Raw genomic sequence first — 25,571 nt, 5'->3', positions numbered from 1 at the left:
TTCGATCACATTTGAACGCTAAGCTTGGCCTATGGATGACTCAGATTACTTACGCCTGCTGACCATCGCGGCCGAGCAGGCCAACGCATTCCTGTCCAATGCCCGCAAATGGGAGCGTGAGCGTTGGGTCTGCCAGCGCCTGCTGCAAGGCCTGAACATTCCTTATCGCGCCGACGAATTCGCGCCTGCTGGCGAGCCGCCGGACGTGCTGTTTCGCGACGCCAACTTCGAAGTATTCTTCGTCCTCGACGAGGGGCGCAGGCTTAACGACGAATGGCGCGATGAACTGCAACGTCGGCGCAGCGCGTTTTCCCTCAGTCAACTGGTGCGCCGCGAAGCCAAGCCAAAGCGGATTCCGGCCAATGAATTCCTCTTGCGCCTCGCGCCGACGCTGCGTAAAAAAGCCCACAACTACAAGGAGCGCGGCATGGATCTGGGCGAGCTGGACATCATCGCGTTCGCCAGCCTCAAGCGCGAAGTGCTGGACCTCAACAGCCACTTTCCACCGCCGACCGAATATTTGCGTCAGGGCTGGCGTTCGCTGTCCCTCGTCGGCCCGACGTTCGCCCGCGTGCTGTTTGCGCACCCCGATGCACCAGACTTTCTGCGCAGTAACCTGGGGCGCAGCATCGTCTTCGATGTAGGGATCAGCCTGTGACACCACTTCAGCAATTGATCGCCGATGTCCCGCAAACCGGCACCGTGCGCTGGATCGGCGTGCGTCCCGAATCCCGTGGACCGATGATCGAACTCGATGCCGTTGAAGCACGCCTTGAAGCCGGACTGACCGGCGACCACGCCCGCCCCGGGGTGCGCAACGCACGGCAAGTGACGCTGATTCAGTGGGAACATCTGGCCGTGATCAGCGCATTGATGGGACGCCCGCACGATCAACCGGTAAAACCTGAAGATCTGCGGCGCAATCTCGTTATAAGCGGGATCAACCTGTTCAGCCTCAAGGGCAGGCGCTTTCGTATCGGTCAGGCGATTTTCGAAACCACCGGCTGGTGCCAGCCCTGCGCACGCCTGCAGAACAACCTCGGCCCCGGCACCTTTCAAGCGGTGCGCGGGCATGGCGGAATCACCGCGCGGGTGTTACAAAGCGGCATCATTCGCCTCGACGATAGCCTCTGTGTCGAACCGGTTCCGGACAGCGGCTATGCTGCGTTCAACCCCGGTTGAAAACCGCTGTAGCTTCTGCACATTCAGCAACGTCTACCTGACGAGGCCTTTATGACCAGCCGCCTGAAACCCGAAGACCAAAAGCATGTCGAAGAGTACCTGCAACTTTCCCAACACCGTGTCGAGCGCCGGCCTTTCCGGCCGTGGATGCTCCTGGTGCTGGTGCTGGCAGTGACCATTGGTCTGGGCCTGTTGAGCCGATTTATCAGTTACCTGACGCTATGAGCTGCATCGCGCTCGCTCGGGTAATCGCACCGATTTCTTTTAAAAACCTTGCGAGTTATCCCTATGTCCCATCGTATTGTTATTGTCGGCGGCGGCGCCGGCGGTCTGGAGTTGGCTACCCGCCTGGGTAAGACTCTGGGCAAGCGCGGCACGGCCAGTGTGATGCTGGTCGACGCGAACCTGACGCACATCTGGAAACCGCTGTTGCACGAAGTGGCGGCTGGATCGCTGAACTCCTCCGAAGACGAACTCAACTATGTTGCCCAGGCAAAATGGAACCACTTCGAGTTCCAGCTGGGGCGCATGAGCGGGCTTGATCGTGCCGCGAAAAAAATCCAGCTGGCCGCCACCTACGACGAAAACGGCGTCGAACTGGTGCCCGCCCGCGAAGTGGCTTATGACTCGCTGGTGATCGCAGTCGGCAGTACCACCAACGATTTCGGCACTCAGGGCGCCGCGCAGCACTGCCTGTTCCTCGACACGCGCAAACAGGCCGAGCGTTTCCACCAGCAACTGCTCAACCACTATCTGCGTGCCCATGCCGGGCAGACCGATGTGGTCCAGCAGATCAGCGTGGCCATCGTCGGCGCCGGTGCTACTGGAGTCGAGCTGGCGGCAGAACTGCACAACGCGGCGCATGAACTGGCGGCGTACGGCCTCGATCGCATCAAACCGGAAAACATGCACATCACCCTCATCGAAGCCGGGCCACGGGTGCTGCCTGCCCTGCCGGAGCGCATCAGCGGGCCGGTGCACAAAACGCTGGAGAAACTCGGGGTCAACGTGATGACCAACGCGTCGGTCAGCGAAGTGACGGCCGATAGCCTGATTACCGCCGATGGCAACGAGATCAAGGCTAGCCTGAAGGTCTGGGCGGCGGGCATTCGCGCACCGGGTTTCCTCAAGGATCTCGATGGCCTGGAAAGCAACCGCATCAATCAACTGCAAGTGCTACCAACCCTGCAAACCACCCGCGACGAAAACATCTTCGCGTTCGGCGATTGCGCCGCATGCCCGCAACCTGGCTCCGACCGCAACGTGCCGCCGCGTGCGCAAGCCGCGCACCAACAGGCGTCACTGCTGGCCAAGTCGCTGAAACTGCGCATCGAAGGCAAGACCCTGCCGGAGTACAAATACACCGACTACGGCTCGCTGATTTCGCTGTCGCGCTTCTCGGCTGTGGGTAACCTGATGGGCAACCTGACCGGCAGCGTGATGCTCGAAGGCTGGCTGGCGCGGATGTTTTACGTGTCGCTGTATCGCATGCACCAGATGGCGCTGTACGGGCCTTTCCGCACGGCAATGCTGATGCTGGGCAGCAAGATCGGTCGCGGGACTGAGCCGCGTCTGAAGCTGCATTGATGCAATACCTGTAGGAGCTGCGGCACGCTGCGATCTTTTGACCTGGTTTTTAAAGATCAAGATCAAAAGATCGCAGCCTCGTTTCACTCGAATGCTCCTACAGGGTTTGAGGGTGATCTGCAGAGATGTGTCTGACTGTATCCCGCCCCGCTCTCCCCACCTTCGCTTACAAACGCCCCGCTCCACGACACAGACGCGATACACCGCCACCGCCTAATGGCCCCACCTGAGCACACCTGCTCCGGCTGATCGTCCTTAACGTGTGGTTGCGCTGTGCAACCGTAGGAGAATGCAATGTCCCATCACTCGACTCTCGGCAAAAAATCCATTGGCCTGCTCGGCGCTGCACTGGCGGGAGGTCTGATGCTGTCCGGCTCGGTATTCGCCGCGCAGCCACTGGCTCAGGGCTACATGGTCGCTTCAGCAGAAACCTCGGTAAAAACCCCGGAAGGCAAATGCGGTGAGGGCAAATGCGGCGACGCCTCGATGGCCAAGACCGACAGCGATGGCGACGGCAAAGTCTCGCGCGCCGAGTTCATCAAAGTCGCGCCGAAATCCGACTTCGACAAGATCGACACCAACCATGACGGCTTCATCGATGAGCAAGAGGCGTATGACAACGTGAAAGCCAACTTCGAAGCCAACGGCAAGAAAATGCCCAAGGGTCTGTTCGAACACCTGAAAGATCAAGACGGCGCCTGAGTCGGCTGTAGACAAAGCCGCGTCTTCCTTTGGAAAACGCGGCTTTTTTACGCCCCAAACAAGCACTGTTGCTGTGGGGCTTATAAATGCCGGACAAAAAAAATCCCCGTATCTTTCGATACGAGGATTTTTAATATGGTCGGGGTAAGGGGATTCGAACTCCTGACATCCTGCTCCCAAAGCAGGCGCGCTACCGGACTGCGCTATACCCCGGTAAAAAAAAGGCGACCTTTCGATCGCCTTCTTCGATCAGCGCTTTTGGCCTCTGATCTTAAGATTCGATCCCAGCGTTAACTGGTTTCAAAAATGGTGGGTCGTGTGGGATTCGAACCTACGACCAATTGGTTAAAAGCCAACTGCTCTACCAACTGAGCTAACGACCCAAAAATGGTCGGGGTAAGGGGATTCGAACTCCTGACATCCTGCTCCCAAAGCAGGCGCGCTACCGGACTGCGCTATACCCCGGTTTGAAATTGGCTCCGTGACCAGGACTCGAACCTGGGACCCAATGATTAACAGTCATTTGCTCTACCGACTGAGCTATCACGGAACTACATATTTCAATTTACAACGGTGAAACTTGAAGCTTTCAGACTCCGTTCGCATCGCTGCGTTCGTGTGTCTGAGGCGCGCTATTCTACAACCTAGAACACCTCTGTCAACCCCCTAAATCGCTTTCAAGTTAATGATTTGCAACTTATTTCAGATTTCCGCTCAGTGAGCTGAAACCCTTGTGGGTGACTGACTGCGGGGCGCACTTTACAAGCCTTTTCCTTTCAGTTCAACAGCCTGGCGAAAAAAAGGCCTCGCAATGCGAGGCCTTCCTTATTTTATTGACGCTGCGGATCAGTTGAAAACGATTTCGTCGTTCTCCACTGCACCTGTTGCTGTCGCGCCGGGCAGGAAATGCCCCGACAGGATCAGTTGCGCCAACGGGTTTTCGATCCAGCGCTGGATCGCCCGCTTCAGAGGACGTGCGCCATAGACCGGGTCGTAGCCGACGGCAATCAGCTTGTCCATCGCCTCCGGACTCAGTTCCAGCTTCAGCTCGCGCTCGGCCAGACGGCTGCGCAGGCGGCCCAACTGGATCTCGGTGATACCCGCGATCTGATCCCGCGCCAAAGGCTCGAAGATCACCACCTCGTCGACACGGTTGATGAACTCCGGACGGAAGTGGGAAGTCAGCGCGTCCATGACGGCCGCACGTTGTGCCTCATGATCACCGACCAGCTCCTGGATCTGCGACGAGCCGAGGTTAGAGGTCATGACAATCACGGTATTACGGAAATCGACCGTACGGCCATGACTGTCGGTCAGACGGCCATCCTCAAGCACTTGCAGCAGAATGTTGAACACATCCGGATGCGCCTTCTCGACTTCGTCCAAGAGGATCACCGAGTAAGGCTTGCGCCGTACCGCTTCGGTCAGATAACCGCCCTCTTCGTAACCGACGTATCCCGGTGGCGCACCGATCAGCCGTGCCACGGAATGCTTCTCCATGAACTCGGACATGTCGATCCGCACCATCGCCTCTTCAGTATCAAAGAGGAACTCGGCGAGAGCCTTGCACAGCTCGGTTTTACCAACACCGGTCGGGCCGAGGAACATGAACGAGCCGCTCGGACGATTCGGGTCGGACAACCCGGCACGCGAACGACGCACCGCATTGGAGACCGCCACGACCGCCTCTTCCTGACCGATCACGCGCTTGTGCAACAGGCTTTCCATCTTCATCAGCTTGTCGCGCTCGCCTTCGAGCATTTTCGACACCGGGATGCCGGTCCACTTCGACACGACTTCCGCGATTTCTTCCTCAGTCACCTTGCTGCGCAGCAACTGGTTTTCGCTCTTGCCGTGCTGGTCGACCATTTGCAGGCTGCGTTCCAGATCCGGGATGACCCCGTACTGCAACTCCGCCATGCGGTTCAGATCGCCTTTGCGGCGCGCGGCTTCCAGTTCCTGACGGGACTGTTCGATCTTCTGCTGAATCTGTGCAGAACCCTGCACCTCGGCTTTTTCCGAGTTCCAGATTTCTTCCAGGTCCGAGTATTCGCGCTCAAGACGGACGATTTCTTCCTGAAGTTTTTCCAGGCGCTTCATCGCCGCTTCATCGCTTTCTTTCTTCAGTGCCTGAGATTCAACTTTCAGCTGAATCAAACGGCGCTCCAGACGATCCAGCACTTCCGGCTTGGAATCGATCTCCATGCGGATGCGGCTGGCGGCCTCGTCGATCAGGTCGATGGCCTTGTCCGGCAACTGCCGATCAGTGATGTAGCGGTGGCTGAGCTTGGCCGCCGCAATGATCGCGCCGTCGGTGATCGCGACTTTATGGTGAACCTCGTAACGCTCTTTGAGGCCACGCAGGATTGCGATGGTGTCTTCTTCGCTCGGCTCTTCCACCAAAACTTTCTGGAAACGCCGTTCGAGGGCCGCATCCTTCTCTATATATTGGCGGTACTCGTTGAGCGTGGTTGCGCCAACGCAATGCAACTCGCCGCGAGCCAGCGCAGGCTTGAGCATGTTGCCCGCATCCATGGAGCCTTCGCCCTTACCGGCACCGACCATGGTGTGCAGTTCGTCAATGAACAGAATGATCTGCCCTTCCTGCTTCGACAGCTCATTGAGCAGCGATTTCAGGCGCTCTTCGAACTCACCGCGATACTTGGCACCAGCAATCAGTGCGCCCATATCGAGGGACAGCAGACGCTTGCCCTTGAGGCCATCCGGCACTTCGCCGTTGATGATGCGCTGGGCCAGACCTTCGGCAATCGCGGTTTTACCCACGCCAGGCTCACCGATCAGCACCGGGTTGTTCTTGGTGCGACGCTGCAGAACCTGAATGGTGCGACGGATTTCGTCGTCACGGCCGATCACCGGATCAAGCTTGCCGTCTTCGGCGCGCTTGGTCAGGTCGACGGTGTACTTATCCAGCGCCTGACGCGACTCTTCGTGGTTGGCGTCGTTAACGGCTTCGCCACCGCGCAGGTTGTTGATCGCGTTTTCCAGAGCTTTCTTGCTCACGCCCTGGCCGAGCAACAGCTTGCCGAGCTTGCTGTTTTCGTCCATCGCAGCGAGCAACACCAGTTCGCTGGAAATGAACTGATCGCCCTTCTGCTGGGCCAGACGATCAGCCTGATTGAGCAGGCGCGCCAGATCCTGCGACATATTCACGTCGCCAGTCGGGTTCTGGATTTTTGGTAATTGATCGAGCTCTTTGGTCAGCTCTTTTCGCAGACTGTTGACGTCAAAGCCTACTTGCATCAGCAGAGGTTTAATCGAACCACCCTGCTGTTCAAGCATGGCCTGCATCAAGTGCGCCGGCTCGATGGCCGGATGATCGTGGCCGACAGCCAACGACTGGGCGTCGGACAAGGCCAACTGTAATTTGCTGGTTAAACGGTCTATACGCATGGGTCACCTTCCTTTTGAGCAGGCCGGACCTAAGAAACCATCCTGAATAAAGAAACCTGCCAGATACCACTGTAGATGCGGTCGATTCTGGGAGATTCAAGCGTCGGTGAGTTGATGCAGATCAGAGAGTTTAGCGGGTGAGCCAAACAAGGGAGGCGAAACGACCGGTGCGCGACGCACGGCGGTAAGAAAAGAAGCGCGGATCGGTCACGGTGCAGAAACCGCCACCATAAACAGCCGTGACACCCCGTTCAGCCAGACGCAGGCGCGCCAGCAGATAGATGTCAGCCATGAACTTGCCGGCATTGTCGCTCGGTACGAACGCTTCTGCTGCTTCAGGCAGTTGATTGATGAAGACTTCCCGTACTTCCGGACCAACTTCAAAGGCTTTGGGGCCAATGGCCGGACCGAGCCAGACCAGCACCTCTGCAGCCGGAACATCGAGGCTGTCGAGAGTTGCCTCAAGCACGCCTGCCGCCAGACCACGCCAACCGGCATGAGCGGCCGCGACACGCGTGCCGGCACGATCGCAGAACAATGCCGGCAAACAGTCTGCCGTCATCGCAGCGCAGGCGATACCAGGCGTTGCAGTCCAGCTGGCATCTGCCGTCGCCACAATGCCTGGGTCAGCCTGTGCCACGGCAATCCCGTGAACTTGCTGCAACCAGGCAGGCTTTATAGAGAAGTGATCGGTCAGTCGCCGACGATTCTCGGCAACAGCCTCGAGACGATCATCAACATGATCACCCAGATTGAGGCTGTCGAACGGCGCCTCGCTGACACCTCCCTCGCGGGTAGTGACACAGGCCCTGACGCTGGCCGGCGCAGGCCAGTCCGGCGTCAGCCAGTTCATCCGATGAACGCCTCGCGATCCTGTTTGAGCAGGGTCAGCAGCCAGACGAAATCTTCCGGCAACGGCGATTCCCAGCTCATGCGCTGACCGGTCGTCGGATGATCCAGCTCAAGGAAACGCGCGTGCAGTGCCTGACGCGGGAACTGCTTGAGGGTTTCGACCATGTTCACGTTCGCGGCTGGCGGAATGCGGAAACGACCGCCGTACGCCGGATCGCCGACCAACGGGAAGTTGATGTGCGCCATGTGCACGCGAATCTGGTGAGTACGACCGGTTTCCAGTTTTACCCGCACATGAGTGTGGGAACGGAAACGCTCCAGCACGCGATAGTGGCTGACGGCAGGCTTGCCGCCCTCCATCACCGCCATGCGCTGGCGCTGCTGGCCGTGACGACCGATCGGGGCGTTGATCTTGCCCCCGGCGGTGACCACGCCAATCACGATGCACTCGTAGATCCGGCTGACGCTGCGACTCTGCAATTGAGTAACAAGCTTTGTCTGCGCCTGAATGGTCTTGGCCACCACCATCAGACCGGTGGTGTCCTTGTCCAGGCGATGCACGATACCGGCGCGCGGGACATTGATGATGTCCGGCACATGGTGCAGCAAGGCGTTGAGCAGCGTGCCATCAGCGTGACCGGCAGCCGGGTGCACCACCAGGCCCGCAGGCTTGTTGATCACCAGGATGTCGTCATCTTCGTAGACGATATCGAGTTCGATGTCCTGGGCGATCCACTCACCCTGAGCTTCCTGCTCGGCAGTCAGTTCAAGGATGGCACCGCCATGAACGATGTCGCGCGGGCGGATGACCGCCCCGTCCACAGTCAGGCGACCTTCTTTGATCCAGGCGGAAAGGCGCGAGCGTGAGTGCTCAGCGAAGAGTTGGGCAGCGACTTGATCGAGGCGTTGGCCGCCCAATTCGGACGGCACCTCTGCGCGAAGTTCAATTTTATCGGACATGCTCTGACTGTGCGTCGGCACAGCTTTTGGTTTCGGCTGCGCGCTTGTGGTTAAATACGGCGTCTTTTGCCCCGAGGCTTTTCAACGGGGCGCTCATCATAACAGGACGGCCCCGCCCAAGACAGCGGCCGTCATAGGGACGCAAGCCGCCATGCAAGTGAAACACCTGCTGCTGATCGCCATCCTCGCATTGACCGCTGCTTGCTCATCGAAGGAAGTCGTAGACGAAAACCTGAGTGAAGCCGAGCTGTATCAGCAGGCTCAGCAGGACCTGGACAACAATAGCTACACCAGCGCCACAGCCAAGCTGAAGGCCCTGGAGTCGCGTTATCCGTTCGGTCGCTACGCTGATCAGGCACAACTCGAACTGATCTACGCCAACTACAAGAACGCTGAGCCGGAGGCTGCAAAGTCTGCCGCCGAGCGTTTCATTCGTTTGCATCCGCAGCATCCGAACGTGGATTACGCGTATTACCTCAAGGGTCTGACCTCCTTTGACCAGGACGTCGGCCTGCTGGCGCGCTTCCTGCCGCTGGACATGACCAAGCGTGACCCGGGCGCTGCCCGCGACTCCTACAACGAGTTCGCACAGCTGACCAGCCGCTACCCGAACAGCCGCTACGCGCCGGACGCCAAGCAGCGCATGATTTACCTGCGCAACCTGCTGGCCGCCTACGAAATCCACGTAGCCGACTATTACCTGACCCGTCAGGCTTACGTCGCCGCCGCCAACCGTGGCCGTTATGTAGTGGAAAACTTCCAGGAAACCCCATCGGTCGGCGACGGCCTGGCGGTGATGACCGAGGCTTACCAGCGTCTGCACCTGGACGAACTGGCCAACACCAGCCTGGAAACCCTGAAGCTCAACTACCCGGATCACCCGACCCTGCAAGACGGCCAGTTCGTGCCAAGGGTTGCAGAAGCCGACAACCGTTCGTTCCTGAGCAAGGCGACCCTCGGTCTGATCGAGTCGCGTCCGCCACTGCCGCCGGGAGAGACCCGCGCCAACCAGGACGTGCAGAAGCAGTACCAGGACGCGAAAGACTCGATCCCGAACGAGCTCAAGCCTAAAGACGAGAACGGCGACGTGATCGAAGAGCCGGAGCCGGAATCTGCCGATACCGACCGTTCGTGGTTCAGCTACATGACTTTCGGCGTGTTCGACTGATCACACCGGATGCACAGAAAAGGGAGATCTTCGGATCTCCCTTTTTCATTACCGCCCTTAATAGCGCTGTGCGCTTGTCAGGACCTTGGCTAAACTGCCGAATCATCCGTCGAAAAGCCGCTCATCATGCTTCGTTTATTGTTCTGGATTGCCCTGATATTTGCCGCGATTTGGTTGTGGCGCAAGTTCAAGGCCCCTGCTTCGTCCGCCCAGTCTCCTCGCGAGCAAGATGCTGCGCCGATGGTGCGCTGCGCCCATTGCGGCGTGCATCTGCCCCGCGACCGCGCGCTGAGCCTTCAACAACAGTGGTATTGCAGCCAGGCTCACCTCGAGCAAGGCCCAGGTTCCAGTGATCGCTGAGGCCTCCCACGCCGACAGCAAACAGGCTCAGCGTCTGCTGCGCCTTTATCATCTTTACCGTTTAAGTGTCGGCATCACCTTGGTGCTGCTGATCTCCAGCAACATGGACAACCGCCTGCTGACGTCGGCCAACGACGATCTGCTGCGCAACGGCAGCTGGCTGTATCTGGTGCTGAACATTTTGCTGGTGGTGTTCCTGGAGAACACCCGACGCCCCGCGCAATTGTTCAGCCTGGCGCTGGTCGACGTTCTGATGCTGTGCGGCTTGTTCTACGCGGCTGGCGGCGTGGCCAGTGCGCTCGGCAACTTGCTGATCGTTTCTGTGGCGATCAGCAATACCTTGCTGCGCCGCCGCATCGGTCTGCTGATCGCCGCCATCGGCGCCATCGGCATTGTCGGTTTAAGCTTTCTGCTGAGTTTCAGCCATCCCCTGAGCGCCAACGAATACCTGCAGGCCGGCACCCTTGGCGCGTTGTGTTTTGCCGCGTCGTTGCTGGTGCAGGGGCTGGTCCGGCGGCTGGAGGTCAGCGAAACCCTGGCCGAGCAAACCGCCAGCAAAGTGGTCGGTCTGGAGGCTCTCAATGCGCTGATCCTGCAACGCATGCGCACCGGGATCCTGGTGCTCGACGAACAACGCCGGGTACAGCTGGCCAATCACAGCGCGCAGACCCTGCTCGCGCAATCGCACCTTCAGGGCCATTTGATCGACGATTATTCGACCGCCCTGGTCGAACGCCTGCAACTGTGGCTGAACAACCCGACACTGCGCCCACAAAGTCTGAAAATCCCCGGCAACGGCCTGGAACTGCAGCCAAGCTTCATCGCCCTCGAACAAAGCCCCAATCAGCAAACCCTCGTGTTTCTCGAAGACCTCGCGCAGATCGCTCAACAAGCCCAGCAACTGAAACTTGCCGCGCTCGGGCGTTTGACGGCCGGCATTTCCCACGAGATTCGCAATCCGCTGGGCGCCATCAGTCATGCCGCGCAGTTGTTGGGGGAGTCCGAGGAACTCGATAGCGCGGATCGGCGTCTGACGCAGATTATTCAAGACCACTCCCAGCGCATGAACCGAGTTATCGAAAACGTCCTGCAACTGTCCCGCCGTCAACAGAGCGCTCCACAACGGCTGGACCTCAAGCCGTGGCTGGAAAACTTCGTCACTGAGAGCCGCATGCAGGCTACCGAGCGGCAGAAGATTCATCTGCGCATCAACTCGGGCGACTTCGCCACCCTGATGGATCCCAACCAGCTCACACAAATTCTCGACAATCTTTTACGCAACGGCTGGCGTCACAGCGCCATGCTGCATGATCACGCCGAGGTCTGGCTGGCCCTGTTCATAAACCCCGAAAGCCAACTGGCGGTACTCGAGGTTCAGGACAACGGCCCCGGCGTACCGCTTGATCAGCAAGCGCATCTGTTCGAACCGTTCTTCACCACCAGCAGCCAAGGCACCGGCCTTGGGCTTTATCTGTCCCGTGAGCTGTGCGAAAGCAACCAAGCGCGCCTAGACTTCAATCCACGCCAAGGCGGCGGCTGCTTTCGCATCACCTTTGCTCACGGACGGAAACAAAGTTGAACACGAGCCCACGGCAAAAAATCCTCATCGTCGACGACGAACCCGATATCCGCGAACTCCTGGAAATCACCCTGGGACGGATGAAACTCAACAGCTACAGCGCACGCAATCTGGGGGAGGCCCAGGCGCTGTTGCAGCGCGAGACCTTCGACCTGTGCCTGACAGACATGCGCCTGCCCGATGGCACGGGACTGGAACTGGTGCAGCATATTCAGCAACGTTATCCACAACTGCCGGTGGCGATGATCACCGCGTACGGCAGCCTGGAAACGGCAATCAATGCGTTGAAGGCGGGAGCTTTCGACTTTCTGACCAAACCGGTAGATCTCACCCGACTGCGGGAATTGGTCGCGACAGCACTGCGCATGCCCGCCGCTGGCGACGCAAGCACCTCAATTGATCGACGCTTGCTGGGTGATTCGCCGCCGATGCGCAACCTGCGCAAACAAGTCGACAAGCTCGCTCGCAGCCAGGCCCCGGTGTACATCAGCGGCGAATCCGGCAGCGGCAAAGAGCTGGTCGCACGACTGATCCACGAACAAGGGCCTCGCGCCGGCAAGCCGTTCGTGCCGGTGAACTGCGGGGCAATACCCTCGGAACTGATGGAAAGCGAGTTTTTCGGCCATCGCAAAGGCAGTTTTACCGGCGCGGTCGAGGACAAACCGGGCCTGTTCCAGGCAGCACAGGGCGGCACATTGTTTCTCGATGAAGTGGCGGACTTGCCACTGTCGATGCAGGTGAAGCTGCTGCGGGCGATTCAGGAAAAAGCCGTACGCAGTGTCGGCGGTCAGCAGGAAACCGTGGTCGATGTGCGCATTCTCTGCGCGACGCACAAGGACCTCGACGCAGAAGTCGCCGCCGAGCGCTTTCGTCAGGATCTTTATTACCGGCTAAACGTGATCGAATTGCGTGTGCCGCCCCTGCGCGAGCGACGGGATGACATTGAAGTGCTGGCGGCGCACATGCTTCAGCGCCTGGCCAAAGACACCGGCCAACCAGCGGCATGCCTGCATCTGCACGCTTTGGAGGCTCTGAAAAACTATCGGTTTCCGGGGAATGTGCGGGAACTGGAGAACGTGCTCGAACGGGCGCATACCTTGTGCGAGAACCGTACGATCGAGGCTGAAGATTTGCGCTTGAGCGAGGGCAACTGTGCAGCGGATGGCGCGATTGCCGATCTGACGCAGATCGACAATCTGGAGGATTATCTGGAGAACGTCGAACGTAAACTGATTTTGCAGGCGCTGGAGGAGACCCGCTGGAATCGGACTGCGGCGGCGCAGCGGTTGAGTCTTTCGTTCCGCTCGATGCGTTATCGCCTGAAGAAACTCGGTCTGGATTGAGGGCCCTATCGCGGGCAAGCCCGCTCCCACAGGTTTTGTTGGTGTACATGGGTTCGATGAACACCACGAACACTGTGGGAGCGGGCTTGCCCGCGATGGCGATCTAACAGACGCCTGGACAATCCACGGCTAAATACGGCCTTCAGGCGCATACGCCGCCGGATCAATAATCGGCGCTCGCCCCAGCATCACATCGGCAAACAACTGACACGACGCCGGCGCCAACACCAAACCGTTGCGGTAATGCCCGCAATTGAGCCACAGCCCCTCAAACCCTGGCACTCGGCCAATGTAGGGAATCCCCTCCGGCGAACCCGGACGCAACCCTGCCCAATGCCCCACCACTTCGGCATCCGCCAGTGCCGGCAACAGCTCAACCGCCGAAGCCTTGAGGCTTTGCAACGCCACATCGGTCGGGGTCTTGTCGAAGCCTTCATGTTCCAGCGTGCTGCCAATCAGTATGTGCCCGTCACGACGCGGAATCGCATAGCGCCCCTTGGCCAGCACCATGCTCGGCAGAAAGTCAGCCGCACACTTGTAGAGAATCATCTGGCCTTTGACTGGCTCGACGGGCAGCGTCAGATCCAGCGTCTTAAGCAGATCACCGCTCCACGCGCCAGCCGTCAGCACGACCTGATCCCCAGTGATCACGCCAGTGGAAGTCTGCACGCCAACAACCCGCTCGCCCTCGCGAACAAAACCGCTGACTTCGCACTGCTCGTGAATAGTCACGTTCGGCAGCGCCAGCAAGGCTGCTTTCAGGGATTTCACCAGGCGTGGATTTCTTACGTTGGCCACATCGGCCATGTAGATAGCCCGCGAGAATCCGGCACCGAGCACCGGCACGGCATCATGCGCCGCCGAGATATCCACTGCCCGCAACGGACGGTTTTCCCGCTCAGCCCACGCCAGCGCGTCGGCTTCGTCGTCCAGATCCAGCCAGTACAAACCCGTGGTGTGGACTTCAGGATCAACGCCGGTATCGGCAAACAAACGCTCGCCGAGCTGTGGATAAAAATCTTGCGACCAATGCGCCAGGGCCGTGACCGCCGGGCTATAGCGCCAGGGATACAGCGGCGAAACGATACCGCCGCCCGCCCAGGACGATTCCCGGCCGACATTCGAGCGGTCCAGCAGCACCACGCTGCGCACTTCGGAGGCGAGGTTGTAGGCGGTCAGCAGGCCAATCACCCCGCCACCGACAATCACCACTTGCTGTTGCCTGGTCATGTTTGATCCAACCGTAAAAAAGACAGTGGGCGCAAAAGGCGCCCGAAGATAAGCGCCTCAGCGGCCCCAGCAATCCTTGGTGGTCAGCCCGGTGGTCGCGTTGTTCATGCTTCTGACACCGGTATTGGTCAGGGTGAAATCCCCGCACTTGTCGGTGGCCATGGCCGTGCCCGTCTTACGGGCGGCCGTCAGCAGGAAGGTCTGATCTGTGATCGTCGGCGTAAGGGTGTAGAAATCATTGCCCGCGCTCAAACCGGTGATACCGGTATAGACATTGTTCTTGGTGTAGAAACGTTCGAGGCTCTGTGCCTGCTCCGAGAGCAGCGACACCACTTCGGCGCGGCGGCCTTTCTTCACGTATTCGTTGTAACTTGGAATGCTGATGGTGAGCACAATCCCGATGATCGCAATCACGATCATGATTTCGATCAGGGTGAAACCTCGGTTGGTTCTGCGCATGCCTCAAACTCTCACTTACTGTATTTGTCGCCACATGATACGACGACTGCCGCCGCCGCCCTTTTCAACAATGATGGTGATGGTGCCGCTGGTGTCGGTCATGCCTTTGCGTTTGCCGTCACTGGAGATGAAGTTCAGCGTCGGAATACCGCCAGTGAATATCACGCCACTGGAGATCGTGTCATTGCTGTCGACCAGGTTGTCGGAATTGGTGTCGAGCACGGCATAGTTGAGCATCTTACCGCTGAACGCATCGAGTTCGACCAGTTTGCCGGTACCGAAACTCGCACAGGGATCGGTGGTGTCGACGCTGGCCGTGGTGAAGACGATACGGCCCAGCACGATACTCGCTTGATTGATGACTCGCTCGCCGGTCAGCACGTTGTTATACACCAGCGGCAAGTACCAGCCCTTCTCCCCCGGATACGTCGTGTCGTTCTGCGTGGTGGTCAGGAATTGACCGGAACTGCCAGAGAACGAGCCGGTAATCGCCTGCGGCTGCAAGTTGCTGACAGTGAGCTGCCCGGACCCGCCATCGGCATCCCACACTGAATAGAACGCCTGCAAATCCTTGTTGGTCTTGTCGGCGGTTTCGTTGAATTTACCGGTACCGACGAAGATCTGCTTACCGCCCGATGCGTTGTCCGCCAGCAAAGGCTGCGCCGTGATCGGCTGCGTCGCCCCGCCCGCCGTGGTGAACAGCGGCTTGCCGGAAAACGCCACGCCCCAGCTGTCGGGCGCAGTGGCGCTAAGGTCGAATTTCCACAACCGCCCTTTCAAGTCACCGCCATAGGCAGCCTGCACCACATTTTGCGAGTTGACCTTGAGCTTCACCGAGGACAAACCGTTACTGGTATCCGTACTGTCGACAACGATTTTTTTGATCAGCGAACCGTCGCGTACATCCAGCACATACAGCGCTGCCAGCCCCGAATTGCTGCCATAACCATTGGAGATAAACGCCGCCCAGCGACCATCGGCCAAGCGTGCCACTTCCGGTCGCGCATAGGCATAACCCAAATCATTAAAAGCGTTGCCGGTGTTGGCGATGGTCGGTGCGCTGACTTCCCACAACGCACGCATGACGTTGCCTGCGGAAGCATCGAACAGTTGCAGCGCGTAAAAGGTTTTGCCACCCGCTCCGGTGCCGCCAATGGCCAGGGTTTTCCAGGCGTTGTTGAGTTGCGCGTCATACACGCCGACCTGGCCGTCGACCAGAAACTTGTGGCTGACGCCATTGATGTAGTTCGGGTCGGCGATCAAGCGCAACGACGGCAACACACTGGATGGCAAGTAAGCATAACGCCGGGTGCCATTGGCCGAATTGATGACGTTGACGAAACCATCGTTGGCATTCACCACCAGGCTGGCGCTCATGTTCGCCGCTTTGGTCGTCAGGTAAGTGCTGTAAGTGGTGTCGCCCGACAGGTCGGAGGCGGTTTTGTCCGCAGGCGAGGCCAGCACCAATGGCGAGTTGATGATGTCGCCGAGCAATACGCTGCGCACCTTGAGTCCGCTCTTGTTGGTGCCCTTGCTCCACTCCACCAGATCAATGCCGGTGATACCGGTGGGCAGGCCCTGGCTGAGTGTCGTCTGCTGCCCGGCGGAAAAATTACCGTAGGCCAGCGTGACGGCGGCGTTACTGGAGGTGTTCCATGATTGGTAAGTCGGCGCCGTGGCCCCGGGGACAATTGTTGTGTCGGTGTTCCAGAGTGCCGTTGAGGTATTAACGGTTCCGGCCGATGTGAAGCCGAATGCCTTGATCGTGCCGCGCCAGTCCTTGGGGTCATAGGTGGTTTGATAGAAACTGCTGTTACTGCTGAGGGTGGCTCCGCTAACGGCACCAGCACCGCCCGAACCGGCCTTGGAGGTGATGTCGCTCAGCGCCGACGACAACGCAGCATTGAGGCCAGCGCTGTCGGTTGCCTGATAGTACCGGCCCTGCCCGTAACTCGCTGCGTCCGAGAGCATGTCGTTGTCAGCGGCGAAGCCCACGGTGTAGGTGTTCATGTTCTGCCTGGGGAAATCCACTGCGTTCCAGCTCTTGCCTGCCGCGTCGGTGCCGGTGGAGCGCATGTCGATGTCGTAGGCAAATTTGGCGATGTCATCCAGATACAACGTGTCGCCCTCACCGTCGCCGTTAAGGTTGTCGCCGTCATTGTTGACGCCGTCCCAGTTCGGCAAACGGTTTGTACCCAGCGGATCATTGGTCGGGAAGGTACGGTCGAAAGTCGGCAAGCCGTCAGTAATCACCACGCCGTAATTTTTCTGGCAGCGGTACTGGATCGGGCTGGTGTAGGTAGTCGGCGTACTGTTATAGAACGGCGCCATGCCGCGCATGTAGCGAGTGACTTCGTAATAGGTTTCCGCCAACGGCGTGTTGGCCACGGCGCTCAAGTTATTGATCGAGGAGATCAACACGTTGTAATTGGAGTCAGCCTGGGCTTGGGTCACGCTGCCGGCGACCGGAGACAGATCAGCAATGGAACGGGCAATGTAACCTCCATTGCCAGAGTTGCTGCTGGTCGCCGGGTTGAACGTCGACAGGCCCATGCGCAAAGTGCGGTTACTGCTGACCAGTGCCGTGGATACGTTGCGTGCGACGTTGATTCGGTAATCGTTGGGGATCGCCCCGGTGGTGAAGTCGCGGGTGCCATTGTTGATGGCAAGACCGACTACGTATGAAATGTAATCCCCTGAGTAGCGGGTATTACCGCCACCCACCGGATCTGGCAGTTTCAGGCAAAGCGGCGCAAGGCTGTTGTTGTAAAACGCATAGGCACCGCCAGAGCAACCTGAGGTCGGCAGACTCGACAAGAACACTGTATCGCCCGTAATCGCTGGCGCATTCAGGCCTGAGCACAACCCCAGGAACGCATTGCACTCCCGGGCGGGCGTGCGGTTGAGCGTCGGATCGAATCCCGCCGCATAGATGATGCTGTTCATGCTCCCCGAATCGTCGATCAGCAACATAACGTTCGGTGGCACCGCAGCCGCACTCAGCAATGGCGAGTCAGACGGCGTGAACGCATAAGCCGGTGCGGCCAGATAGAAAGTCAGCAGCATGCCGGTCAGCAGAGATGCGCAGCGTTCAAAACTTCGCATAAATGCTCTCCACAACGCTACGCGAAGTACCGGCGATGCCGACAGCGGTCACCCGATAAAGCGTCGCCGAGGTGTTGCTCGGCACATTCACGGCGGTCAGCGTCGTACCGATGTTCTGCACGCCATAGAATCCGTTACCTGCGGCAATCCAGAGCACCCCCGAGGTTGAATTGAGCCCCGCAGTACTCACCACCGACGACTCGGCTGGCGGCGCACATTGCGTGGTGCCGCTGCACACTGCCAACGCGAAACTGTCCAGTTGCACCGCGCTCTCGCCCACACGCAACGCTGCTTCGGCGGTCTGAAATGATTGATTGCGCAGGCCTACGCTCCCGGCCATTTTTTCCTGCAGGTTGGCACTCTGCATCGATGACAGGCCGATCATCGTCATCAGCAACAGAAACACCAGACTGACCAGCAGCACCATGCCCCTCTGCGCCTGACGCTGATGGAGAGAAATCCTCATCGCCCGGCCCCTCACTGCAAGCGGTTGCGCAAAGCGGCAACCACGTTGAAGGTTTGATTGCGCACCCGGTTGTTGGGGTCGGCGAGGGTCAGGCTCAGGCGCACGCTGCGAATAAGTGCCGGATCGCCCGGATTGGTGCTGTAGGTCGAGGCTGCGACATCCGTCGCAGAACTCGCCACACCGAATGTCACGTTGAAAGCACTGACGTTATTCACCAGCACCTGTTGCGCCGGATTGCCGCTGCCAGTACCCATCAATATCTGGTTATTGCTGAAGCTGTAGATCAAACGTCTGACAGGAAAAGATATTTGCCCGGTCGCCGGGCTTCGCAACCCGGTATAGGCCGTCGCGCTGTTGCGGCAATCGGATAGCACCGTCCAGGTGGGTGTGCCGCCGCCACCGCCAATATCCGCCGTGACCAGCGTCAACTTGAGATTGGCGTTATCCCAATTGATCGGCGTGATCTGCGCCGCATTGAAGTCCCCGGCATTGCTTGAATCGGTGATGGTGCCAAGGCAGCCGAACATTCCGACCATGCGGATTTCCTGGATCATCTTGCTCAACACGAAGCGCGCGTCTTCCTGCATGGCAGCAGCGCTGTTCTGGCTGATATAGGTGTTTTTTGCGGCGATGAAAATCTGCACCACGCCCAACACCACGATCAGCCCCAGCGCCAAAGCGACCAGTAATTCGATAAGACCGAAACCGCGATTTTGGCGCTTCATGGCATGACCACCGGATCAACGGCGGCGCGACTGCTCAGGACGAAACTGCGTTGAGCGTTGGCCGTGTTGGCGGCCCGGGCGTCACTCCAGGTGATGGTGATGGTGTAAACCCGCTGGTTGAGGGTGATGCTGCCCGTCGCGGTCGGCCCGCCGAAGTTGACGATACTGGTGGTGAAATCGAAGAGATCCTGATCCCGGGCGTTGCCAGGGTTGGCCGAGGTCGGTGGCGTAACGGTGTAATTCGCACCGGAGTTGGCGCGGATGCGATCCATCATGTCGTAGGCGATGAAACTGGCCTGACTGGTCATGCGTGAACTGTCGGTGTATTTCAGTGCATTGATTTGCACCGCCGCCGCCCCTAGTAGCCCGACCGTCAGAATCAGCAACGCGACCAGCACTTCGATCAGCGTCATGCCCTGCTGTACGCCTTTGCTCCCTGCCCTCATCCGCAACTTCCACCCAATTGAATTCGTCCGTTCAAACACACGTTAAGCGTCCTGCTCTGCGTTCCCAGCGTGTAACTGATGACCACTGCCGTTGAGGGTGCGGCCAGACCGCCGAGGTTGTTGAAATCCAGCGCGGTCACTCCTGAGGTTAGCGTCAGAGTTGCGCCGCTGCTCATCGCCGGAACAACCCGCAACACATTGGCCGCAGTGCCAGTACTGTCGTAGACAGCCAACTCACCGGTCCAGACGCCGCCCCCGGCGGTCGGACGCAGACGCAGCGTCGCGCCGCGGTCAATCGCTTCAAGCCTGGCGAAATTGATCGCCCGCTGCAGATCGCCCATTTCGGTATCGGCCTTGCTGCTTTGTATTGATCGGGTGAAAGCGGGCACCGCCAGTGTGACCAGGACCAAAAAAATCGCGATGGCGACCAGCAACTCGATCAGCGTGAAACCTTTTGTACGATGATCCATCGATGCCCTCCGTTGCCGTCGGCTATACCTGCTTCTACACGCTAGAACATTCAATCGATACATGTCGGTTGATTTACTCGCAGCGGCGCAGGGAACGCGTCGTTGATCACACTCCAAGGAGGTCGTTTTCATGTCGCAACGAGGCTACAGCCTGATCGAACTGCTTATGGGACTGGCGATTGGCGCAATTGTTCTGCTGCTGGTCAGTCCGGCGTTTGCCACGCTCACCGAATCGAACCAGCGCGACCAGGCAGCGCAGTCATTGATCGAGGGTATTCGTAACGCCCGCACAACAGCCATCACGCGCAATCAGACCACGGTGATTCATGGCATCAACGGCGATTGGAGTCAGGGTTGGCGGATCATTCTGGATATCAGCGGCAAGGGCGCGGAGGACAGCAACAACCCGCTGCTGATTGAGCATACGAGCGATGCGAAGGTGCCGATTGTCGGCAATTGGCTGGTGAATCGTTATGTGCGGTTCAGCAATCTGGGGCAACCGCTGATGCCCGGGCGCAAATTTCAGGCCGGGACGTTACATATCTGCTCGACTCGCGAGGCGGTCAGCCAGCGCCAGATAGTGCTGGCAGCGACCGGTCGCGTGCGCCTGAGCAGCGAAAAGACTGAACAGGCGCTGTGTCAAAAAGCCAAAAGCGTCAGATCGAGCGGACGCGCAGCTCTTTAGGCATGGAGAAGGTGATGTTCTCTTCGCGCCCGGCCAGCTCATCGGCGCCGGTAGCGCCCCAGGCGTGCAACTGCTGAATCACGCCGCGCACCAGCACTTCCGGCGCCGAAGCACCGGCCGTGATGCCGATACGTTCGACGCCATCGAACCAGCTCTTTTGCAGGTCTTCGGCGCCGTCGATCAGGTAGGCCGGGGTGGCCATACGCTCTGCCAGTTCACGCAAGCGGTTGGAGTTGGAGCTGTTCGGGCTGCCGACTACCAGCACCACGTCACACTCGTCAGCCAGTTGTTTGACGGCGTCCTGACGGTTTTGTGTGGCGTAGCAGATGTCGTCCTTGCGCGGCCCACCGATGGCCGGGAAGCGCGTACGCAGCGCATCAATGACACGACTGGTGTCGTCCATCGACAAGGTTGTCTGGGTGACGAAGGCCAGTTTCTCCGGGTTGCGCACTTGCAATTCGGCGACGTCTTTTTCGTCTTCGACGAGGTAGATCGCGCCGCCATTGCTGGCGTCGTACTGACCCATGGTGCCTTCGACTTCCGGGTGACCGGCGTGGCCGATCAGGATGCATTCACGACCGTCGCGGCTGTATTTCGCGACTTCGATGTGCACCTTGGTGACCAGCGGGCAGGTAGCGTCGAACACTTTCAGGCCACGACCAGCGGCTTCGGTACGCACGGCTTGCGATACGCCATGAGCACTGAAGATCACGATGACGTCGTCCGGCACCTGATCCAGTTCTTCAACGAAGATCGCACCACGGCTGCGCAGGTCTTCGACGACGAACTTGTTGTGCACCACTTCATGACGCACGTAGATCGGTGGCCCGAAGACTTCCAGGGCGCGGTTGACGATTTCGATCGCCCGGTCCACACCGGCGCAGAAGCCACGGGGATTGGCGAGTTTGATTTGCATGCTATGCCTCGTGTCTTGCGCGCGAAAAACAATGAATTACCAACTGGGTGGGAGCGAGCCTGCTCGCGAAAGCTGACTGACATTCGACATCGATGTCGCCTGACACACCGCTTTCGCGAGCAGGCTCGCTCCCACATTTTTACAGCGCTTTGACGGAAATGATTTCCACGTCGAAGGTCAACGTCTTGCCCGCCAGCGGGTGGTTGAAGTCGATGGTTACTTGCGCGTCATCGAACTCTTTCACCACGCCCGGCAGCTCAGTATTGGCCGCATCGTTGAAGATCACCAGCAAACCGGGAGACAGTTCCATGTCGGCAAACTGCGAGCGCGGGATGATCTGCACGTTCTGCGGGTTCGGTTGACCGAAAGCGTTTTCCGGCTCGACGGTCAGGGTGCGCTTGTCACCCGCCTTGAAGCCGAACAGCGCCGCTTCAAAACCCGGCAGCAAGTTGCCGTCGCCGACCTTGAAGGTCGCCGGAGCCTTGTCGAACGTGCTGTCGACGGTGTCGCCGTTCTCCAGGCGCAATGCAAAGTGCAAAGTGACTTCCGTGTTCTGGCCAATGCGTTGCTCAGCCAATACTTGTTCAGTCATGAGCGGCCTCTTCGGTTTTCTTGGATTTGAACATATCCAGTGCCAGCATCACCGCGCCAACGCTGATAGCGCTGTCGGCGATGTTGAACGCCGGGAAGTACCAGCGGTTCTGCCAGTGCACCAGAATGAAATCGATTACATGGCCCAGGGCCACGCGGTCATACAGATTGCCCAACGCACCACCCAGCACCAGCGCCAAGGCGATGGCCAGCCAGGTTTCGTTGCGACCCAGACGCTTGAGCCAGACCACCAGCACCGCACTGACCACAATCGCGATCAGGGCGAACAGCCAGCGCTGCCAGCCGGAGCTGTCAGCCAAAAAGCTGAAGGCAGCGCCGGTGTTGTACGCCAGGGTCCAACTGAAATAATCGGGGATGATCACGATCTGCTGGAACATTTCGAGCTTGTTTTCAAAGTAGAACTTGCTGGCCTGGTCGATGACCAGCACCAGCAAGCTCAACCAGAGCCAGCCCAACCGTCCGAAACGGCCAATGGCATTAGGCATAGTGACGAACCTCGCCAGCGCCGCTGATGTTGTCGACGCAACGACCGCAGATTTCCGGATGCTCCGGGTTCACGCCGACGTCTTCGCGGCAGTGCCAGCAGCGAGCGCACTTGGCGAATGCCGATTTGACGATCTTCAGCTTCAGGCCGCTGACTTCGGTAGCCACCGCGTCGGCCGGAGCCTGTACGAATGGTGCAACGCTGGCGGTCGAAGTGATCAATACAAAGCGCAGTTCGTTGCTCAGCTTGGCCAGGTCGGCAGTCAGAGCCTCTTCGGCAAACAGCGTCACTTCGGCTTGCAGATTGCCACCGACAGCTTTCGCTGCACGCTGGATTTCCATCTCTTTGTTGACCGCGACTTTCACTTCCATGATGCGATCCCAGTACTCACGGCCCAGCTCGAAGCCTTCCGGCAGTTCGGTCAGACCTTCGTACCAGGTGTTGAGCATGACGGATTCGTTACGCTCGCCCGGCAGGTATTGCCACAGTTCGTCGGCAGTGAAGGCGAGGATCGGCGCGATCCAGCGCACCAGCGCTTCAGAGATATGGAACAGCGCAGTCTGGCACGAGCGACGTGCCTTGCTGTCGGCGCCGGTGGTGTACTGGCGATCCTTGATGATATCGAGGTAGAAACCACCCAGCTCCTGCACGCAGAAGTTGTGGATCTTGGAGTGGACGTTCCAGAAACGGTATTCACCATAGTTCTCTTGCAGCTCGCGTTGCAGCAGCAAGGTGCGATCCACCGCCCAACGATCCAGCGCGAGCATTTCTTCAGCCGGCAGGATGTCGGTGGCCGGGTTGAAACCGGTCAGGTTGGAAAGCAGGAAGCGCGCGGTGTTACGGATCCGGCGGTAGGCATCGGCACTGCGAGCCAGGATCTGCTCGGACACGGCGATTTCGCCGGAGTAGTCGGTCGAAGCCACCCACAGACGCATGATGTCGGCGCCAAGGGTGTCGTTGACTTTCTGCGGTGCGATCACGTTGCCCAGGGATTTGGACATCTTGCGGCCCGCTTCGTCGACAGTGAAGCCGTGGGTCAGCAGTTCGCGGTACGGCGCGTGGTTGTCGATGGCGCAACCGGTCAGCAAGGAGGAATGGAACCAGCCACGGTGTTGGTCGGAACCTTCCAGGTACAGGTCGGCACGCGGGCCGGTCTCGTGGCCCATCGGGTGCGAACCGCGCAGGACGTGCCAGTGCGTGGTACCCGAATCGAACCAGACGTCGAGGGTGTCGCTGATCTTGTCGTACTGCGGCGCTTCATCACCCAGCAGTTCGGCGGCGTCCATCTTGAACCAGGCTTCGATGCCTTCGACTTCAACGCGCTTGGCCACTTCTTCCATCAGTTCGACCGTGCGTGGGTGCAGCTCGCCGCTTTCCTTGTTGAGGAAGAACGGGATCGGAACGCCCCAGTTGCGCTGACGCGAGATGCACCAGTCGGGACGGTTGGCGATCATCGAATGCAGGCGCGCCTGGCCCCAGGCCGGAACGAACCTGGTTTCTTCGATGGCTTTGAGCGAGCGAATACGCAGGGTGTCGCCGCTGACCGGCTCTTTGTCCATGCCGATGAACCACTGCGCAGTAGCGCGGTAGATCAGCGGAGTCTTGTGACGCCAGCAGTGCATGTAGCTGTGTTCGATGACGGTGGTGTGCATCAGCGCACCGACTTCGGTCAGTTTTTCGACGATGGCCGGGTTGGCCTTCCAGATGAACTGGCCGCCGAAGTATTCCAGCGTCGGCACGTAAACGCCGTTGCTCTGAACCGGGTTGAGGATGTCATCGTTGACCATGCCGTACTTCTTGCAGGTCACGAAGTCGTCTACGCCATAAGCCGGAGCGGAGTGAACCACACCGGTGCCAGCGCCCAGTTCGACGTAGTCGGCCAGATATACCGGCGACAGACGGTCATAGAACGGGTGACGGAAGTTGATCAGCTCCAGTTCTTTACCGGTGGTGGTCGCAACCACCGAACCTTCCAGGCTGTAACGAGCCAGACAGGCTTCGACCAACTCTTCAGCCAGCACCAACAACTTGTCGCCGACATCAACCAGCGCGTAGTTGAATTCCGGGTGAACGTTCAGCGCCTGGTTGGCCGGGATGGTCCACGGGGTGGTGGTCCAGATCACGATCGAGGCAGGCTTGGCCAGCGACGGCAAGCCAAACGCGGCAGCAAGTTTGGCTTCGTCAGCGATCGGGAATGCCACGTCGATGGTCGACGACTTCTTGTTTTCGTACTCGACTTCCGCCTCGGCCAAAGCCGAACCACAGTCGAAGCACCAGTTCACAGGCTTGAGGCCCTTGAACACGAAACCACCCTTGACGATTTCGGCGAGAGCGCGGATTTCACCGGCCTCGTTCTGGAAATTCATGGTCTTGTACGGGTTGGCGAAGTCGCCCAGCACGCCAAGGCGGATGAATTCGGACTTCTGCCCTTCGATCTGCTCGGTGGCGTAGGCACGGCACAGTTCGCGGGTCTTGTCCGCGCCCAGGTTCTTGCCGTGGGTCACTTCAACCTTGTGTTCGATCGGCAGGCCGTGGCAGTCCCAGCCAGGCACGTACGGCGCATCGAAACCCGACAGGGTTTTCGAGCGGATGATCATGTCCTTGAGAATCTTGTTCAGAGCGTGACCGATGTGGATCGTGCCGTTGGCGTACGGAGGGCCGTCGTGCAGGACGAACTTCGGACGATCCTTGCCAATCTCGCGCAACTTTCCGTACAGGCCAATACTGTCCCAGCGCTGCAGAATCTGCGGTTCGCGCTGTGGCAGGCCGGCCTTCATTGGGAAGGCGGTGTCCGGAAGGTTTAACGTGGCTTTATAGTCGGTCATTTAA

At 59.0% G+C, this 25,571-nt stretch carries 24 protein-coding genes and 4 tRNA genes; 10 read left to right on the top strand and 18 right to left on the bottom strand.

Annotation, left to right across the window (positions count from 1 at the left end; genetic code table 11):
- Window positions 1-31 precede the first annotated feature (31 nt).
- From AB4P92_RS20385 to AB4P92_RS20365, 5 genes are all read left to right on the top strand, one after another.
- Window positions 32-658: a DUF1780 domain-containing protein gene (locus AB4P92_RS20385; protein ID WP_007909887.1), complete on the top strand. Its 627-nt coding sequence runs from the start codon at window positions 32-34 to the stop codon at window positions 656-658.
- A complete protein-coding gene (locus tag AB4P92_RS20380; RefSeq protein WP_042561122.1) occupies window positions 655-1,182 on the top strand; it encodes an MOSC domain-containing protein in 528 nt (175 codons plus the stop codon). Before AB4P92_RS20385 ends, AB4P92_RS20380 begins: the two co-directional genes overlap by 4 nt.
- 51 nt (window positions 1,183-1,233) lie before the next feature.
- A complete protein-coding gene (locus AB4P92_RS20375; RefSeq protein ID WP_042561123.1) occupies window positions 1,234-1,407 on the top strand; it encodes a DUF3094 family protein in 174 nt (57 codons plus the stop codon).
- 63 nt (window positions 1,408-1,470) lie between these two features.
- Window positions 1,471-2,769: an NAD(P)/FAD-dependent oxidoreductase gene (locus AB4P92_RS20370; RefSeq protein ID WP_042561124.1), complete on the top strand. Its 1,299-nt coding sequence runs from the start codon at window positions 1,471-1,473 to the stop codon at window positions 2,767-2,769.
- Window positions 2,770-3,063: 294 nt separating this feature from the next.
- Complete coding sequence (locus AB4P92_RS20365; RefSeq protein ID WP_200613043.1) at window positions 3,064-3,471, top strand: EF-hand domain-containing protein; 408 nt, start codon at window positions 3,064-3,066, stop codon at window positions 3,469-3,471.
- A gap of 136 nt (window positions 3,472-3,607) precedes the next feature.
- Here AB4P92_RS20365 and AB4P92_RS20360 read toward each other — a convergent pair.
- From AB4P92_RS20360 to rluD, 7 genes are all read right to left on the bottom strand, one after another.
- Window positions 3,608-3,684, bottom strand: a tRNA-Pro gene (locus tag AB4P92_RS20360).
- Window positions 3,685-3,778: 94 nt separating this feature from the next.
- A tRNA-Lys gene (locus tag AB4P92_RS20355) sits at window positions 3,779-3,854 on the bottom strand.
- Between the two features lie 5 nt (window positions 3,855-3,859).
- Window positions 3,860-3,936, bottom strand: a tRNA-Pro gene (locus AB4P92_RS20350).
- 9 nt (window positions 3,937-3,945) lie between these two features.
- Window positions 3,946-4,021 (bottom strand) — tRNA-Asn (locus AB4P92_RS20345).
- Window positions 4,022-4,317: 296 nt separating this feature from the next.
- The gene (gene clpB / locus AB4P92_RS20340; RefSeq protein ID WP_042561126.1) at window positions 4,318-6,882 is read right to left on the bottom strand and encodes an ATP-dependent chaperone ClpB; all 2,565 of its coding nucleotides are present in this window, start codon (window positions 6,880-6,882) and stop codon (window positions 4,318-4,320) included.
- 130 nt (window positions 6,883-7,012) lie between these two features.
- Window positions 7,013-7,735 carry a peptidoglycan editing factor PgeF gene (gene pgeF / locus AB4P92_RS20335; RefSeq protein ID WP_395598060.1) on the bottom strand — a complete coding sequence of 241 codons (723 nt, stop codon included), beginning with the start codon at window positions 7,733-7,735 and terminating at the stop codon, window positions 7,013-7,015.
- Complete coding sequence (rluD, locus tag AB4P92_RS20330) at window positions 7,732-8,694, bottom strand: 23S rRNA pseudouridine(1911/1915/1917) synthase RluD (protein ID WP_042561128.1); 963 nt, start codon at window positions 8,692-8,694, stop codon at window positions 7,732-7,734. The genes pgeF and rluD overlap by 4 nt, the downstream gene beginning before the upstream one ends.
- Before the next feature lie 151 nt (window positions 8,695-8,845).
- Between rluD and AB4P92_RS20325 the strand changes: the two genes are divergently transcribed.
- The 4 genes from AB4P92_RS20325 to AB4P92_RS20310 all read left to right on the top strand — a co-directional run bounded on the left by AB4P92_RS20325 (window position 8,846) and on the right by AB4P92_RS20310 (window position 13,144).
- Window positions 8,846-9,862 carry an outer membrane protein assembly factor BamD gene (locus AB4P92_RS20325; protein ID WP_042561129.1) on the top strand — a complete coding sequence of 339 codons (1,017 nt, stop codon included), beginning with the start codon at window positions 8,846-8,848 and terminating at the stop codon, window positions 9,860-9,862.
- Window positions 9,863-9,988: 126 nt separating this feature from the next.
- The gene (locus AB4P92_RS20320) at window positions 9,989-10,222 is read left to right on the top strand and encodes a PP0621 family protein (RefSeq protein WP_042561130.1); all 234 of its coding nucleotides are present in this window, start codon (window positions 9,989-9,991) and stop codon (window positions 10,220-10,222) included.
- Entirely contained in the window at window positions 10,212-11,801 is a 1,590-nt protein-coding gene (locus tag AB4P92_RS20315; protein ID WP_395598059.1) for a sensor histidine kinase, read from the top strand. Before AB4P92_RS20320 ends, AB4P92_RS20315 begins: the two co-directional genes overlap by 11 nt.
- Window positions 11,798-13,144: a sigma-54 dependent transcriptional regulator gene (locus AB4P92_RS20310; protein WP_042561132.1), complete on the top strand. Its 1,347-nt coding sequence runs from the start codon at window positions 11,798-11,800 to the stop codon at window positions 13,142-13,144. The genes AB4P92_RS20315 and AB4P92_RS20310 overlap by 4 nt, the downstream gene beginning before the upstream one ends.
- A gap of 129 nt (window positions 13,145-13,273) precedes the next feature.
- On the opposite strand, the gene thiO is transcribed toward AB4P92_RS20310, so the two are convergent.
- From thiO to AB4P92_RS20275, 7 genes are read right to left on the bottom strand one after another with little or no spacing between them, the layout of a single operon-like run.
- Window positions 13,274-14,374, bottom strand: coding sequence for a glycine oxidase ThiO (gene thiO / locus AB4P92_RS20305; protein WP_042561133.1), 1,101 nt, complete (start codon window positions 14,372-14,374; stop codon window positions 13,274-13,276).
- 57 nt (window positions 14,375-14,431) lie between these two features.
- Window positions 14,432-14,833 carry a type IV pilin protein gene (locus tag AB4P92_RS20300; protein WP_395598058.1) on the bottom strand — a complete coding sequence of 134 codons (402 nt, stop codon included), beginning with the start codon at window positions 14,831-14,833 and terminating at the stop codon, window positions 14,432-14,434.
- Window positions 14,834-14,848: 15 nt separating this feature from the next.
- Window positions 14,849-17,938 carry a pilus assembly protein gene (locus AB4P92_RS20295; protein ID WP_395598057.1) on the bottom strand — a complete coding sequence of 1,030 codons (3,090 nt, stop codon included), beginning with the start codon at window positions 17,936-17,938 and terminating at the stop codon, window positions 14,849-14,851.
- Window positions 17,925-18,404 (bottom strand): PilX N-terminal domain-containing pilus assembly protein, encoded by a 480-nt coding sequence (locus AB4P92_RS20290; protein WP_042561136.1) that lies wholly within the window; start codon window positions 18,402-18,404, stop codon window positions 17,925-17,927. The genes AB4P92_RS20295 and AB4P92_RS20290 overlap by 14 nt, the downstream gene beginning before the upstream one ends.
- Window positions 18,405-18,415: 11 nt before the next feature.
- The gene (locus tag AB4P92_RS20285; protein WP_200613069.1) at window positions 18,416-19,129 is read right to left on the bottom strand and encodes a PilW family protein; all 714 of its coding nucleotides are present in this window, start codon (window positions 19,127-19,129) and stop codon (window positions 18,416-18,418) included.
- Window positions 19,126-19,575, bottom strand: coding sequence for a type IV pilus modification protein PilV (gene pilV, locus AB4P92_RS20280; protein ID WP_200613089.1), 450 nt, complete (start codon window positions 19,573-19,575; stop codon window positions 19,126-19,128). Before pilV ends, AB4P92_RS20285 begins: the two co-directional genes overlap by 4 nt.
- Window positions 19,572-20,045: a GspH/FimT family pseudopilin gene (locus AB4P92_RS20275; protein WP_210624923.1), complete on the bottom strand. Its 474-nt coding sequence runs from the start codon at window positions 20,043-20,045 to the stop codon at window positions 19,572-19,574. Before AB4P92_RS20275 ends, pilV begins: the two co-directional genes overlap by 4 nt.
- Before the next feature lie 130 nt (window positions 20,046-20,175).
- Here AB4P92_RS20275 and AB4P92_RS20270 point away from each other — a divergent pair, with 130 nt between their 5' ends.
- Entirely contained in the window at window positions 20,176-20,730 is a 555-nt protein-coding gene (locus tag AB4P92_RS20270) for a GspH/FimT family pseudopilin (RefSeq protein ID WP_395598056.1), read from the top strand.
- Here the strand turns inward: AB4P92_RS20270 and ispH are convergent.
- The 4 genes from ispH to ileS all read right to left on the bottom strand — a co-directional run bounded on the left by ispH (window position 20,702) and on the right by ileS (window position 25,567).
- Complete coding sequence (gene ispH / locus AB4P92_RS20265; protein WP_210624921.1) at window positions 20,702-21,646, bottom strand: 4-hydroxy-3-methylbut-2-enyl diphosphate reductase; 945 nt, start codon at window positions 21,644-21,646, stop codon at window positions 20,702-20,704. The genes AB4P92_RS20270 and ispH overlap by 29 nt on opposite strands.
- Window positions 21,647-21,785: 139 nt before the next feature.
- On the bottom strand, window positions 21,786-22,223 hold the full coding sequence (gene fkpB, locus AB4P92_RS20260) for an FKBP-type peptidyl-prolyl cis-trans isomerase (protein WP_181818467.1): 438 nt from the start codon (window positions 22,221-22,223) through the stop codon (window positions 21,786-21,788).
- 7 nt (window positions 22,224-22,230) lie between these two features.
- Window positions 22,231-22,743, bottom strand: a complete 513-nt coding sequence (gene lspA / locus AB4P92_RS20255) for a signal peptidase II (RefSeq protein WP_042561143.1) — start codon at window positions 22,741-22,743, stop codon at window positions 22,231-22,233.
- Window positions 22,736-25,567, bottom strand: coding sequence for an isoleucine--tRNA ligase (ileS, locus tag AB4P92_RS20250; RefSeq protein WP_395598055.1), 2,832 nt, complete (start codon window positions 25,565-25,567; stop codon window positions 22,736-22,738). The genes lspA and ileS overlap by 8 nt, the downstream gene beginning before the upstream one ends.
- Window positions 25,568-25,571: the final 4 nt, after the last annotated feature.

Source organism: Pseudomonas sp. A0308 (assembly GCF_044218815.1).
GTDB classification, from domain to species: Bacteria; Pseudomonadota; Gammaproteobacteria; order Pseudomonadales; family Pseudomonadaceae; genus Aquipseudomonas; species Aquipseudomonas iridis.
The sequence above is the reverse complement of the archived record's forward strand: the minus strand, read 5'-3'. Positions and strand labels throughout refer to the sequence as shown.